Origin of the sequence: Rhizobium sp. ERR 942, assembly GCF_007828395.1 — a bacterium.
In the GTDB taxonomy this organism is placed as follows: Bacteria; Pseudomonadota; Alphaproteobacteria; order Rhizobiales; family Rhizobiaceae; genus Rhizobium; species Rhizobium dioscoreae.
On sequence record NZ_VIUA01000006.1, the window covers coordinates 140,458 to 153,687 of the forward strand.

A 13,230-nucleotide genomic window follows, 5' to 3' on the forward strand; every position below is an offset into this window, starting at 1 on the left:
TCAACCTATGTTAGGGTAAAATGATGATTGAGAATAAAAAGAAGCCGAACCCCATCGACATTCATGTCGGTAGCCGCATACGCCTCCGCCGCACGATGCTTGGCATGAGCCAGGAGAAGCTCGGCGAAAGCCTCGGAATCACGTTTCAACAAATCCAGAAATACGAAAAAGGTACCAACCGCGTTGGCGCCAGCCGCCTCCAGAATATCTCCAGCATCCTCAATGTCCCGGTTTCCTTCTTTTTCGAGGATGCGCCGGGCGAGCACGCGGCCGGTGCGGGCGGCATGGCCGAGGCATCCAGCTCCAACTACGTCGTCGACTTTCTGTCGTCTTCCGAAGGATTGCAGCTCAACCGCGCCTTCGTGAAAATTTCCGATGGCAAGGTCCGACGCAAGGTTGTCGAGCTGGTCAAGGCGCTCGCGGCCGAGGCGGATGCCGAATAACCCTTCGAAGCGGGGTTAAACCGACAAAGTCGAGAGGCGGTCATTTTGGCCGCCTTTTCGCTATTTACGGCAAAATTTTATCACTTGAACGGGGATATAAAGATATATTTATGTCCTTGTGCGGCTTGTTTTTCGAGGCGGAGACGAATATCAAAAGCAGAGATTTGTTCTTTGAGGGGAATCCCGCATGCGCGCGAATTATCTGTTTACGAGTGAGTCTGTTGCCGAAGGTCACCCGGATAAAGTTTGTGACCGCATTTCCGATGAAATCGTCGATCTGGTTTACCGCGAGGCTGCAAAGACCGGCGTAAACCCATGGACCGTGCGCATTGCATGCGAGACCCTTGCCACCACCAATCGCGTCGTCATCGCCGGCGAAGTGCGTTTGCCGCCGAGCCTGATGAAGAAGGACAAGGATGGCAACGACGTCATCAATCCTTCGAAGTTCAAGGCTGCCGCACGCCGCGCCATTAAGGACATCGGCTACGAACAGGACGGCTTCCACTGGAAGAAGGCCCGCATCGACGTGCTCCTGCATTCGCAATCTGCCGATATCGCCCAGGGCGTCGACAATGCCGCCGACCAGCAGGGCGACGAAGGTGCTGGCGACCAGGGCATCATGTTCGGCTACGCCTGCAAGGAAACGCCTGATCTCATGCCGGCGCCGATCTACTATTCGCACAAGATTCTGCAGCTGCTCGCTACCGCCCGCAAGAAGGGCGATGGTGAAGTTGCCAAGCTCGGCCCGGACGCCAAGAGCCAGGTGACGGTCCGTTACGTCGACGGCAAGCCGTCCGAAGTGACCTCGATCGTGCTGTCTACCCAGCATCTCGACGAGAGCTGGGATTCGAAGAAGGTTCGTGCCGTTGTCGAGCCCTATATCGTCGAAGCGCTCGGCGACCTGAAGATCGCTTCCGATTGCAAGTGGTACATCAATCCCACGGGCAAGTTCGTCATCGGCGGTCCGGACGGCGACGCCGGCCTCACCGGCCGCAAGATCATCGTCGACACCTATGGCGGCGCAGCCCCGCATGGCGGCGGTGCATTCTCCGGCAAGGACACGACCAAGGTCGACCGTTCCGCAGCCTATGCGGCCCGCTATCTGGCGAAGAACGTTGTTGCCGCCGGTCTTTCCGATCGCTGCACGATCCAGCTCTCCTACGCCATCGGCGTTGCTCAGCCGCTGTCGATCTATGTCGACCTGCACGGCACGGGCAAGGGCGTCACCGAGGATCAGGTCGAAGCGGCCATCCGCAAGAACATGGACCTTTCGCCGACCGGCATCCGCCGCCACCTCGATCTCAACAAGCCGATCTACGCCAAGACTTCGGCTTACGGTCACTTCGGCCGCAAGGCCGGCCGTGACGGCTCCTTCTCCTGGGAGCGTACGGACCTGGTGAAGGCCCTCAAGGAAGCCGTAAAGCTCCGGGAAGCCGCATGATCGATACCGAGCGCCGGTCGCGGGCGACGGAAGCATTCTTCGGCCGGCGCAAGGGTAAAGCCTTGCGCAGCCAGCAGGCTGAAAAGCTGGAAGCATTGCTGCCGCAGTTCATCGTCGACCTTTCCGCCCCGGCGCCGCAGCCGCTGAACGACCTTTTCCCGGTGCCGACCGAGCGTCTGCGCCTTGAAATCGGTTTCGGCGGTGGAGAGCATCTGATTCACCGGGCGCTGGAGCAGCCAAAGACCGGCTTCATCGGCGTGGAACCTTTCGTCAACTCGATGCAGAAGTTGCTTGCTAGCGTCGACGACGCGGGTGCACGCAATATTCGCGTCTACAATGACGACGCGACGCAGGTACTGGATTGGCTGCCTAACGGCTGCCTAGATCAGATCGATCTGCTCTATCCTGATCCCTGGCCGAAGAAGAAGCACTGGAAGCGCCGTTTCGTCTCTCGGGTGAATCTTGCCCGCTTCCATCGCGTCCTGAAGCCGGGCGCGCTCTTCTGCTTCGCCTCCGATATCGACACCTACGTCAATTGGACGCTGCAGCATTGCCAGGCGCATGGCGGCTTCGAGTGGACCGCGCAGAACGCCGCCGACTGGCTGACGCCCTATGAGGGCTGGCCGAGCACGCGCTACGAAGCCAAGGCCAGGCGCGAAGGGCGCTCGTCGGCCTATCTGACCTTCAAGAGGGTCTGATCGCTCCAATTACGGGCGAGAATTTCAGATTGAAATATTCACACTATCCTGCGCGACGACCGCCGTTGGGCGGTCTGGATCATGCGCGCGCGTTGCCAGGTGGGGCCGGTTCGATGCGGTCCTTGCGGACGGTGACGTTCACCGTCGGGCGACGCTCATGGTCAGTGCAAGCTGACCGTCTTCAATTCGTCCTCGGCAGCACGATAGAAGGTGCTGGAGCGATTGTCCGTCAAGAGGATCGGGGTGCCGTCGGCGCCGAAAAGCGCCCAGAGATCGACATCCGGATCGATATCGGGCGCTTCCGGGAAGCAGCGGGATACTTCGGACCAATCCATTTTTCTGATGTAGGCGACCTCACCGGTGCCGATATTGGCAAGTTCGGATTGGGTCAGGCGGGCGGTGGCTTCTTTTAACAACATGCTCGTACCTCCAGTATGAGGGACCAACGGCTCCAGAGCATGATGACCAAAAGTGTGAGCGGCTTTTAGGTGACGTCGTGCTCTAGTTCTTTGATTCTAGAGCCGATTCAGACTTCAGACCGATTCGGCCTGAATCATGCGGCTCTAGGCCGTTGTTCTACTGTGAGACCGAAATGTTAATTTTCTTTACCACGCGGTCCGGTTCCGGCCGAATGAGATCGACGGAGAGCAGACCGTTCTTCAGCGTGGCGCCGAGCACCTGCATGCCATCGGCAAGGACGAAAACACGTTGGAATTGCCGGGCAGCGATGCCCCGGTAGAGATAGTCGCGCTCGCCCTGTTCCGTCTGGCGTCCGCGGATCAGCAGCTGGTTCTCTTCCGTGGTGACATCAAGCTCATCCTCGGAAAAGCCGGCGACCGCCAGCGTGATGCGCAGACGTTCCGGCTCGCCCGACAGGCGGTCCGCGCGCATTCTTTCGATATTATAGGGAGGGTAACCGTCGCTGACCTTGGCAATCCGCTCAAGCGTCTTTTCCATAGTATCAAAGCCCAGAAGCAGCGGGCTGGCAAAGGGAGTCGTCCGGCTCATCGTCTCAAAGTCCTTGGGTGTCAAGCGACCGTTCCGGACCTGATCTTCAGCACCCGGTTGTCCCTAATATGGGAGTACGCGTCTGGGAGTGCAAGCCATGAGGTCTTCGCATTTGCGAGATCGAATTCCGTGGTGAAAAATCGTTTTGTGACATGACGAGCGAGCGCTTGACAAAGCCGGACCGGACCCGCGACAAAGCCTGTCGATCTGCACCGGAGGAAAGTTGAAGACATGACCGAACCTAGAAAAATCATCATCGATACCGACCCCGGTCAAGATGACGCTGCGGCGATCTTTCTCGCCTTCGGCAGCCGCGAGGAGATCGAGGTGCTCGGCATCACGACGGTTGCCGGCAACGTGCCATTGCGGCTGACCAGCCGCAATGCCCGCATCGTCTGCGAGCTCTGCAATCGCCGCGACGTCAAGGTGTTTGCCGGCGCTGATGCGCCGCTCAAACGCAAGCTGGTCACGGCCGAACATGTGCACGGCAAGACCGGACTTGACGGCCCCGAACTGTCCGAGCCGACAATGGAGCTGCAGCCGGGCCACGCCGTCGATTTCATCATCGACACGCTGCGCAAGGAACCGGAAGGCGCCGTGACCCTCTGCACGCTTGGGCCGCTGACCAATATCGCAATGGCTTTCCAAAAAGCGCCTGACATCGTCGGCCGCGTGCGCGAGCTCGTGATGATGGGCGGCGGCTTTTTCGAGGGCGGCAACATTACGCCGGCGGCCGAGTTCAACATCTATGTCGATCCGGAGGCGGCAGATGTCGTGTTCCGTTCGGGTGTTCCCATCGTCATGATGCCACTCGATGTCACCCATAAGCTGCTGACGCGAAAGGATCGCGTCGAGCGCATCGCCGCGGTCGGCACGCCGCCTGCCAAGGCCATGGTCGAAATGCTGCAATTCTTCGAGCGCTTCGATATCGAGAAATACGGTTCGGACGGCGGTCCGCTGCATGACCCGACCGTCATCGCCTACCTTCTGAAGCCTGAGCTCTTCAAGGGTCGCGAATGCAATGTCGAGATCGAAGTGACATCGGAACTGACCGTCGGCATGACCGTCGTCGACTGGTGGCACGTTACCGACCGCAAGCGCAACGCCAGGGTCATGCGCGATGTCGATGCCGATGGCTTCTTCGCGCTGCTGACGGAACGCTTCGCTCGCATCTGATTAGGCTCCATGAGAAAGGCCGCCGGATCGCTCCGGCGGCCTTTTGATTTCTCTCCGAGCGGATTCGCTCAGAATTCTTCCCAATCGTCCTGGGCAAGCGCCGTGGCACCCTGTGTCTGCGGAATGGCCTTGCGTGCCGGTGCGGACGCGGGCGCGCGACGCGGCGCTGCCGGAGCCCGCATCTGCTGAGCAGTCGCCCGCAATGCGCTGGCGTTGTCCTGGGCAGCACGGCCGGTGCGGAAGCGTGCAACGAGCGCTCTGAGCGATTGGGCTTCCTCGGCAAGCGCGACGCTCGAAGCGGTGGTTTCCTCGACCATTGCGGCATTCTGCTGAGTGACCTGATCCATCTGGTTCATGGCCGAGTTGATTTCCTTCAGGCCGATCGCCTGCTCGCTCGCGGAAGCCGAAATTTGGCGGATCAGGCCGTTGATCTCCATGACCTGCTGGGCGATCTTGTGCAGGGCGTCGCCCGTGCGGCCGACCAGATCGACGCCTTCCTTCACCTGTCCCGCCGAGGCGTTGATCAAGGTCTTGATCTCCTTGGCGGCATTGGCCGAGCGCTGGGCCAGCTCGCGCACTTCCTGCGCGACAACGGCAAAGCCCTTGCCGGCCTCTCCGGCACGGGCCGCTTCCACGCCGGCATTGAGCGCCAGAAGGTTGGTCTGGAAGGCGATTTCGTCGATAACGCCGATAATGCGCGACACCTCCTGCGACGATTGCTCGATGCCGTGCATGGAGGCGATAGCCTTTTGCACGATCTCGCCGGAATGCTCGGCATCCTCTGATGCGGCATTGACGCTGCTGGCCGCCGTGCGTGCGTTTTCGGCGCTGGAATTGACCTGCGCGGTCAGCTCGTTGAGGGCTGCCGCAGTCTCTTCCAGGCTTGCCGCCTGCTGTTCGGTGCGGCGGGCGAGGTCCGAGGCACTGTTGCTGATTTCGCCCGTGCCACTGCCGATATTGCCGACGCTGACATTGACGGTATGAACCGTCTCCTCGAGGCTCGCCAGCGCGGCATTGAAGTCCTGCTTGAGCTGGGCATATTCGCCGGGGAAGTCGTCCGTGATCCGCTGAGTGAGGTTGCCCTTGGAGAGCTCAGCGAGGCTTTGGCCGAGAATGCTGACGATATGGCGCTGCAGGGCGACGCTCTCGTTGCGTTCATTTTCCGAGCGGCGGCGTTCGCCCTCGGCAGCCAGGCGCTGGTCGTTGGCTTCACTTTCGAGACGCTTGGTGTCGGCAAGCGCAAAGCGGAAACCTTCCAGAGCCTTGGCGACCGAGCCAACCTCATCGGCACGGGCCTGTCCTGCGACCGGCTCGGCATAATTGCCGGCGCTGAGGCGATTGACGCTTGCGACAAGACCGGCAAGTGGCTTCTGAACGAAGCCGCGCACGGCGGCATAGAGCGCCAGCATGACTGCAGCCAGCACGATGAAGCCGGAGACGATCATCATATAGGTCTGATCCCGGACCGGCGCTGCAATTGCGCTGTGCGGAACGTCGATCAGAACGACCCAGGTGGCGTTCAGGCCGGGAACGGCGAAGGGATAGACGACACGGTCGAATTCTTCGCTACCGTCTTCCGAGAGGTTTCTGAGGATGCTTGCGGACGAGGAGGTCAGCGCGGCCTTGATGGTGTCGGCGCCGGAACCATTATAGTCCTTCATCAGCAGGTTCGCGTTCGGCGCGACCAACCACTTGTTATCCTGCGAAACGAGCAGCACGCGGCCGGTGCCGAACGGCTGCAGCTTCTGAAGCTTAGTGGAAAGCGAAGCAAGGGAGATGTCGACACCTGCGACGCCGATCAGCTTGCCGCCCGACATGACGGGGTAGGCGATCGAGCTCATGGTCGTCGGAACGTCTGTGCCTTCGGCCATATAGGGCGGGGTGATTGCGCCCTTGCCGCTCGTGGCGGCGAGCTTCCACCAGGCAGCGGTATAATCATTGTCGAACGTGGAGAATTGGATGCCGCCATCCTTGGTCTTTGACCAATAGGGTGTAAAGGCGCCTTTGTCGTTGACACCCTGATCCTTGTTGTTGGCAAGCTCCGTCGTTTTACCGTCGAAGGTGCCGAGCTGTTCGCAGAACCAGCTGCCGAAGGCAAAAGCATTCTGTTCGACATTCGCCTTGAGGATATTGATGATGCCTTTGCGATCGAAGGTGTGACCTTCGTGACCGCGGCCGAGGATACCAGCCATGGAGCGGGCGGCGCTCGCCAGTTCGCCGACATTTGCCGCAATCTCATTGGAAATGGACTTGGCCTCGGTATTCGCCTGATCCATCGTCAGCGTCTCGACGCGATCGCGGGTTTGAGAAATCAGCAGAAAATTGGAAATCAGCAGAACGAGTGCGATCGCCAGTCCAGTGACCAAGATGAGTTTGGCCGCAAGCGACTTCATACGAAAGATGAACATCATTTCCTCGAAAAAGCGATGCGTCGGATACACATTATCCGAATGCAAGGTCGGCGCAGGATGGCCCTGTCATGGAGCCGCCGTGAGAATTCCTGCCGCGTGTGGAAGGTCATGCGCGCCAGGCCAGAGGAGAATGATATGGAAGCGCAAAAATTTAATTAATTGCGCTTCGCAATGCTTATGGAATTTTAGCTTTAAAGCTTTTCGGCGACTTCGCTGGCAACCGGTATGGAAGGCTGTGCGCCCGGCTTCAGGCAGGCCAGCGAACCGGCAACGGCGGCACGGCGCAGGCTGGCGTGGAAATCCAGGCCCTGATCGAGGCTTGCGGCAAAATAGCCGCAAAAGGTGTCGCCGGCACCGACGGTGTCCACCGGGTCGATCACGAGACCCTTGGCGCGAGAAAGCTCGCCGTCGCGGATGGCGATGACGCCGTCGCCGCCGAGCGTGACGATTAGCGTCTGGCCGGTTTCGCCGTGCAGGCGAACGAGGGCAGCCTCGCGCTCGGATGCCGACATGTTGTCCTGGCCGGCCAATCTCTCGAATTCGGTCTCGTTGGCGATGACGATATCGGCAAGGCGGCCGAGGCGAGCAGCCTCCGGGATCAGAGGAGCAAGATTGAGCACTGTGCGCACGCCCTTTGCCTTCGCGGCGTTGAGCGCGGTTTCGACGGCTGCGACCGGGATCTCAAACTGCAGCATCAACGTATCGCCGGGGTTTAGGGCCGCCACGGCGGCTGTTGCGTCTTCGGCCGTGTTCGTGCCGTTGGCACCGGGAACGACTGCGATCATGTTCTCGCCGTCGCCGCCGACGAGAATGAGAGCGGTACCGGTCGGCTCGGACACCCGCCGGACAGTGGAAAGATCCGTGCCTGCCGCCTGAAGCAGGTCCAGTGCGGGCTCCGCAAAGCCGTCATTGCCGACGGCACCGCTCATGCGCACTGTCGCGCCGGCCCGCCGGGCAGCCAGCGCCTGATTGGCGCCCTTGCCGCCGGCGGCCGTGGAAAAGCCGTTGCCGGCAACCGTTTCGCCCGGCTTCGGCAAACGATCCGTGGTGGCGATGAGGTCCATGTTGATGGAGCCGAAAATAGTGATCATGCGATATCCTGCCCTGGGTGTTGCGTCTGCATGATCCTGCCCGAAGGCTGCCTTTGTCTTTTCGGATCATGCATCGATTGGGCGCGACACTGCCGAAGCGATCAGTCTTCGTCAACCACCCTGAGCTTGAGTTGGCTCGTGCGGTTGTCGACCGACTTGGCCCGTTCTTCCGCGCGTGTCTTGGCGGGCTCTTTCACGGCCTCGAATTCCAGCGCTTCTATCCGCTCACCGCGTCTCGCCAGCTTGTCGGCCGAGGTGACGATCATGTCGACATCCTTTTGCGCCATGGCGAAATGACCCTGTAGCTTGCGCACGCGTTCGTCCAGGCGCGAGAGGTCGTCCATCAGATGCGCCACTTCGCTCTGGATGACATGAGCCTGCTCGCGCATGCGCTGATCCTTCAGCACGGCTTGAATGACCTGGATCGACAGCATCAGCAGCGAGGGCGAGACGATGACGATGCGGGCGCGCTGGGCCTTCTGCACGATCGCCTCGAAATTCTCGTGGATCTCGGCGAAGATCGACTCGGACGGCACGAAGAGAAAGGCCGTATCCTGCGTCTCGCCGGGAATGAGGTATTTCTCGGCAATGTCGCGAATATGCAGCTCCAAATCCCTACGGAATTGCTGGGCCGCGATCCGGCCTTGATCGGGATTGGCGGCGGCACGAATGGCGTTCCAGGCCTCCAGCGGGAACTTGGCATCGATGACGAGCGGCGGCGAGCCATTGGGCATGCGAACAGTGCAGTCCGGCCGCGAGCCGTTCGATAGCGTCGCCTGGAATGCATAGGCGCCCATCGGCAGTCCATCGGCGATGATGGTTTCCATGCGTGCCTGGCCGAAGGCGCCACGCGTCTGCTTGTTGGAAAGGATGGCCTGCAGGCCGACGACATCCTTTGCCAATGTCTGGATATTGGTCTGCGCGGCATCGATGACGGCGAGCCTTTCCTGCAGGCGGCGCAGATTCTCATGGGTCGCGCGCGTCTGCTCGCCGATGGTCGCCGTCATCCGCTGCGACATCCCGTCGAGACGCTGGCCGATGGCCTGATTGAGCTCGGCCTGTCTGGAGCCGAAGACTTCCGCCATGGTGGCAAGCCGTCCCTGCATCTCCGCCTGCGACCGCAGCAGCGCCGCCATCGTATGCTCGGCATCGAGCTCATCGTCCTCCGCCTGCGCCCTGCCGCGGACGAAAAGGACGATGACTGCGATCGCAAGCAGGAAAACGAGGCCGGTCAGAAGCTGGACCGTGGAAATGGCTTGGCCGAAGATGATGAAAGACATGAAACCTGGCGCGCTGATGAAGTTCTTCGCGCAAGCATAGCAAAATCGTTGTGAATATCCAGATCAAACCGTGAACAAAATTTCGAGGCCATCCGTGGCCGTTTGGATCGCTGCCGTTGAAAAAACACTGCCTCACCGCCATCTTGGCGATTCCATCGCACAACAAGATGCGTTATGGGAAACGTCATGACGATCAAGCCACTTATCATTTTGCCCGACCCGCTGCTCCGCCAGGCTTCGAAGCCCATCGAGCAGATCGATACCGAAATTCAGCGCCTCGCCGACGACATGCTGGAAACCATGTATGACGCGCCGGGCATCGGCCTTGCGGCGATCCAGATCGGCGTTCCCCGCCGCATGCTCGTCATCGATGTCGCGCGCGAAGGCGAAGAGAAGAAGCCGCTGGTGTTCATCAATCCGGAGATCGTCGCGTCTTCGGACGAACGTTCAGTTTACGAGGAAGGCTGCCTCTCGATTCCGGATTACTATGCCGAGGTGGAGCGCCCCGCGCGTGTCACCGTCAAGCATCTGGATCGCGACGGAAAGGAACAGCTCACCGAAGCCGACGGCCTACTGGCGACCTGCGTGCAGCACGAGATCGATCACCTGAACGGTGTGCTCTTCATCGACTATATCTCGCGCTTGAAGCGTGAGATGGTGATCAAGAAGTTCACCAAGGCCGCCAAGTCGAAGGCTCTATAGTCCCCGGCCATTGAAAGATCGGCCTGAGATGCCTATGATATCATTGATATCAAATGGAGGCGCGAATGGGCGATCTGTTGTTGCGCGGCATCGAGGACAGCTTGAAGAAGCAGTTGCAGGCCAATGCCAGCAGGCATGGCCGCAGCCTCTCGGATGAGGCGATCGAACTGCTGCGTCAGTCGCTCGGGCGCGAGCGGGATGGAAGCGAGTCGGCGGGGCAGCGATTGAGAGCTGTTCTCGGCGTAGAAAAGCTGAGCGAAGAAGAAATTGAGGCGATCAACACGTTTCGAAATGCGCCGGATCGCGAACCGCCCCATTTCGACTAGCCCCGTGGCCTGCGCATGATCGTTCTGGACACGAATGTCGTATCGGAGCTGCTGCAAGGGCGGCTGCATAGTGAACGCATATTGTCCTGGCTTGATAGTGTCGCCATCGAGGCCGTTTTTCTGACAACCATCACCATCGGCGAGATCCGGTTCGGACTGGAGCTCCTGGCTGACGGGAAGCGCAAGGCGGCGTTGATTGCGGAGCTGGACGCGATAGAGGCAGAGTTTTCGGGCCGCGTTCTGGGATTTTCGAGCAATGCTGCCCATCAATACGGAGTAATCTCCGCTCAGCGCCACAAGATTGGGCGAAGGATGGAAACGAAGGACGCCATGATCGCCGCCATCTGCCTTGCGAACGGCGCGACATTGGCCACGCGCAACACAAAAGACTTCGAGGGGCTTGATCTCAAGCTCATAAACCCGTTTGAAGGCGGCTAGCGTCTGACCCCAATGGCGCGTGCCGTCACTGCCGGGTCATTCGAAACTTGATATCTTAGCCGGATGGATCGCATGTCGCTCAACATCATCTTTATGGGAACGCCCGAATTCTCCGTGCCGACATTGCGGTCCCTGATCGATGCCGGTCACAAGATTCGTGCTGTTTATACACAGCCGCCGCGTCCCGGCGGCCGGCGAGGGCTGGATCTGCAGAAATCGCCGGTGCATCAAGCGGCTGAGCTGTTGGGCCTGCCGGTCTTCACGCCCGTCAACTTCAAGGATCCGGACGAGCGCCAGCGCTTTCGCGATCTGAACGCGGATGTCGCCGTCGTCGTCGCCTATGGCCTGTTGCTGCCGGAGGCAATTCTGTCGGGCACGCGTCTCGGCTGCTACAACGGCCATGCTTCCCTACTGCCGCGCTGGCGCGGCGCAGCCCCTATCCAACGGGCGATCATGGCCGGCGACAAAAAAACCGGCATGATGGTGATGAAGATGGATAAGGGGCTCGATACCGGTCCGGTTGCGCTGACACGCGAAGTCGAGATCGGTGACGCCATGACCGCGGGTGAACTGCATGACAAGCTGATGCTCGTCGGCGCAAAAGCCATGGCCGAGGCCATGAATAAGCTGGAGCACGATGAACTGCCACTGACCGCGCAGCCGTCCGAAGGCGTTCTTTATGCTGCAAAGATCGACAAAGGCGAAACGCGCATCGATTTCGGCAGGCCGGCAGCCGATGTCCATAATCACATTCGCGGCCTGTCGCCTTTTCCCGGCGCCTGGTTCGAAGCCGAAATCGCCGGCCGCCCCGAACGCATCAAGGTTTTGGGTTCGGAATTGACAGAGGGCAACGGAGCCTCCGGCCACGTGCTGACGGATGATCTCGTCATTGCCTGCGCTTCCGGCGCCGTCAGATTGACGAAGCTGCAGAAGGCCGGCGGCAAGCCCTTGGCCGCTGCTGATTTCCTGCGTGGCACGCCGATCGCATCAGGCACCGTGCTCGCCTCGGAGCAGGCCTGATGCCGCGTTACAAAATGACCGTCGAATATGACGGCGTTCCCTATGTCGGCTGGCAGCGCCAGGAAAACGGTCCCTCCGTGCAGGGTGCGATCGAAGGCGCCATCCTGTCCTTGACCGGCGAAACCGTTTCGATCCGCGGGGCGGGACGTACCGATTCCGGCGTGCATGCCATGGGGCAGGTCATGCATGCCGACCTCTCCAAGGAATGGAAGGTCTATACGCTGCGCAATGCGCTCAATGCCCATCTGAGGATGGCCGGTGACCGCATCGCCATTCTCGATATCGTCGAGGTCGACCAAAGCTTCGATGCACGCTTCTCGGCCATCCGCCGCCACTATCTCTATCGTATCATCGCCCGCCGCGCACCTTTGGCTTTGGAAGCCGGGCGTGCATGGTGGGTGCCGAAGGATATGGATCATGAGGTCATGCACGCCGCGGCGCAGACCCTTGTGGGACGGCATGATTTCACCACCTTTCGCTCCGCGCATTGCCAGGCAAACAGCCCGGTGCGTACTCTCGACCGGCTGGACGTGACGCGCAGCGGCGAACTGATCGAGATCCGCGCCACCGCGCAAAGCTTCCTGCACAATCAGATCCGCTCATTCGCCGGTACGCTGAAGCTTGCGGGCGAGGGCAAATGGACACCCGAGGATGTGCGCGCGGCGCTGGAAGCCAAGGATCGCAAAGCCTGTGGCCCTGTCGCCCCGCCGGATGGGCTCTATTTCATGCAGGTGGATTATCGTGACGGTGCCGGCTCGGACGGCAACGAAGTGCAGGATATCGATGACGGTGACGATCTATCATAATCCAGCCTGCGGCACATTGCGCAACACGCTGGCGATGATCCGCCAGTCCGGCGAAGAACCCGTCGTTATCGAATATCTGAAAACGCCGCCCAGCGGCGAACGGCTGGTGGAGCTCATTGCCGCCATGGGCCTGACGGTTCGTGATCTTCTCCGCCAAAAGGGAACGCCCTATGACGAACTCGGTCTTGGCAATCCCGATCTCACCGACGATCAGCTGCTTGACGGGATGATCGAGCACCCGATCCTGATCAACCGCCCGATCGTGGTGACGGAGAAAGGCGTGCGTCTCTGCCGCCCCTCCGAACTCGTGCTCGATATCCTGCCGAACCCGGACATCGGCCCTTTTACCAAGGAAGATGGTGAGGTCGTCAACCGTTAGAACGCGACTGC

At 60.3% G+C, this 13,230-nt stretch carries 15 protein-coding genes; 10 read left to right on the top strand and 5 right to left on the bottom strand.

Annotated elements, in window-relative coordinates:
- Window positions 1-23 precede the first annotated feature (23 nt).
- The 3 genes from FBZ97_RS23965 (at window position 24) to FBZ97_RS23975 (ending at window position 2,582) form a co-directional block, all read left to right on the top strand.
- On the top strand, window positions 24-443 hold the full coding sequence (locus FBZ97_RS23965) for a helix-turn-helix domain-containing protein (RefSeq protein WP_041677790.1): 420 nt from the start codon (window positions 24-26) through the stop codon (window positions 441-443).
- A 187-nt stretch (window positions 444-630) separates the two neighbouring features.
- Complete coding sequence (gene metK, locus FBZ97_RS23970; RefSeq protein ID WP_095433815.1) at window positions 631-1,884, top strand: methionine adenosyltransferase; 1,254 nt, start codon at window positions 631-633, stop codon at window positions 1,882-1,884.
- On the top strand, window positions 1,881-2,582 hold the full coding sequence (locus FBZ97_RS23975; RefSeq protein ID WP_145322277.1) for a tRNA (guanosine(46)-N(7))-methyltransferase TrmB: 702 nt from the start codon (window positions 1,881-1,883) through the stop codon (window positions 2,580-2,582). The genes metK and FBZ97_RS23975 overlap by 4 nt, the downstream gene beginning before the upstream one ends.
- Before the next feature lie 161 nt (window positions 2,583-2,743).
- On the opposite strand, the gene FBZ97_RS23980 is transcribed toward FBZ97_RS23975, so the two are convergent.
- Window positions 2,744-3,001, bottom strand: a complete 258-nt coding sequence (locus FBZ97_RS23980) for a DUF1150 family protein (RefSeq protein WP_069611167.1) — start codon at window positions 2,999-3,001, stop codon at window positions 2,744-2,746.
- A gap of 157 nt (window positions 3,002-3,158) precedes the next feature.
- The gene (locus FBZ97_RS23985) at window positions 3,159-3,590 is read right to left on the bottom strand and encodes an Hsp20 family protein (RefSeq protein ID WP_145322279.1); all 432 of its coding nucleotides are present in this window, start codon (window positions 3,588-3,590) and stop codon (window positions 3,159-3,161) included.
- A 231-nt stretch (window positions 3,591-3,821) separates the two neighbouring features.
- Here FBZ97_RS23985 and FBZ97_RS23990 point away from each other — a divergent pair, with 231 nt between their 5' ends.
- A complete protein-coding gene (locus FBZ97_RS23990) occupies window positions 3,822-4,766 on the top strand; it encodes a nucleoside hydrolase (RefSeq protein WP_145322281.1) in 945 nt (314 codons plus the stop codon).
- Window positions 4,767-4,834: 68 nt separating this feature from the next.
- On the opposite strand, the gene FBZ97_RS23995 is transcribed toward FBZ97_RS23990, so the two are convergent.
- The 3 genes from FBZ97_RS23995 to FBZ97_RS24005 all read right to left on the bottom strand — a co-directional run bounded on the left by FBZ97_RS23995 (window position 4,835) and on the right by FBZ97_RS24005 (window position 9,548).
- Complete coding sequence (locus tag FBZ97_RS23995; RefSeq protein WP_145322757.1) at window positions 4,835-7,174, bottom strand: methyl-accepting chemotaxis protein; 2,340 nt, start codon at window positions 7,172-7,174, stop codon at window positions 4,835-4,837.
- Window positions 7,175-7,368: 194 nt separating this feature from the next.
- Window positions 7,369-8,268, bottom strand: coding sequence for a ribokinase (locus FBZ97_RS24000; protein WP_145322283.1), 900 nt, complete (start codon window positions 8,266-8,268; stop codon window positions 7,369-7,371).
- A gap of 101 nt (window positions 8,269-8,369) precedes the next feature.
- The gene (locus FBZ97_RS24005) at window positions 8,370-9,548 is read right to left on the bottom strand and encodes a DNA recombination protein RmuC (RefSeq protein WP_145322285.1); all 1,179 of its coding nucleotides are present in this window, start codon (window positions 9,546-9,548) and stop codon (window positions 8,370-8,372) included.
- Between the two features lie 186 nt (window positions 9,549-9,734).
- On the opposite strand from FBZ97_RS24005, the gene def reads away from it, so the two are divergent.
- The 6 genes from def to arsC all read left to right on the top strand — a co-directional run bounded on the left by def (window position 9,735) and on the right by arsC (window position 13,219).
- A complete protein-coding gene (def, locus tag FBZ97_RS24010; RefSeq protein WP_145322287.1) occupies window positions 9,735-10,250 on the top strand; it encodes a peptide deformylase in 516 nt (171 codons plus the stop codon).
- A 65-nt stretch (window positions 10,251-10,315) separates the two neighbouring features.
- The gene (locus tag FBZ97_RS24015; protein ID WP_113330005.1) at window positions 10,316-10,576 is read left to right on the top strand and encodes a plasmid stabilization protein; all 261 of its coding nucleotides are present in this window, start codon (window positions 10,316-10,318) and stop codon (window positions 10,574-10,576) included.
- Between the two features lie 15 nt (window positions 10,577-10,591).
- Complete coding sequence (locus FBZ97_RS24020; RefSeq protein WP_145322289.1) at window positions 10,592-11,014, top strand: type II toxin-antitoxin system VapC family toxin; 423 nt, start codon at window positions 10,592-10,594, stop codon at window positions 11,012-11,014.
- A 72-nt stretch (window positions 11,015-11,086) separates the two neighbouring features.
- A complete protein-coding gene (gene fmt / locus FBZ97_RS24025; protein ID WP_145322291.1) occupies window positions 11,087-12,034 on the top strand; it encodes a methionyl-tRNA formyltransferase in 948 nt (315 codons plus the stop codon).
- Window positions 12,034-12,840: a tRNA pseudouridine(38-40) synthase TruA gene (gene truA, locus FBZ97_RS24030; protein ID WP_145322293.1), complete on the top strand. Its 807-nt coding sequence runs from the start codon at window positions 12,034-12,036 to the stop codon at window positions 12,838-12,840. The genes fmt and truA overlap by 1 nt, the downstream gene beginning before the upstream one ends.
- Entirely contained in the window at window positions 12,818-13,219 is a 402-nt protein-coding gene (arsC, locus tag FBZ97_RS24035) for an arsenate reductase (glutaredoxin) (protein WP_145322295.1), read from the top strand. Before truA ends, arsC begins: the two co-directional genes overlap by 23 nt.
- The last annotated feature ends 11 nt before the right edge of the window (window positions 13,220-13,230 follow it).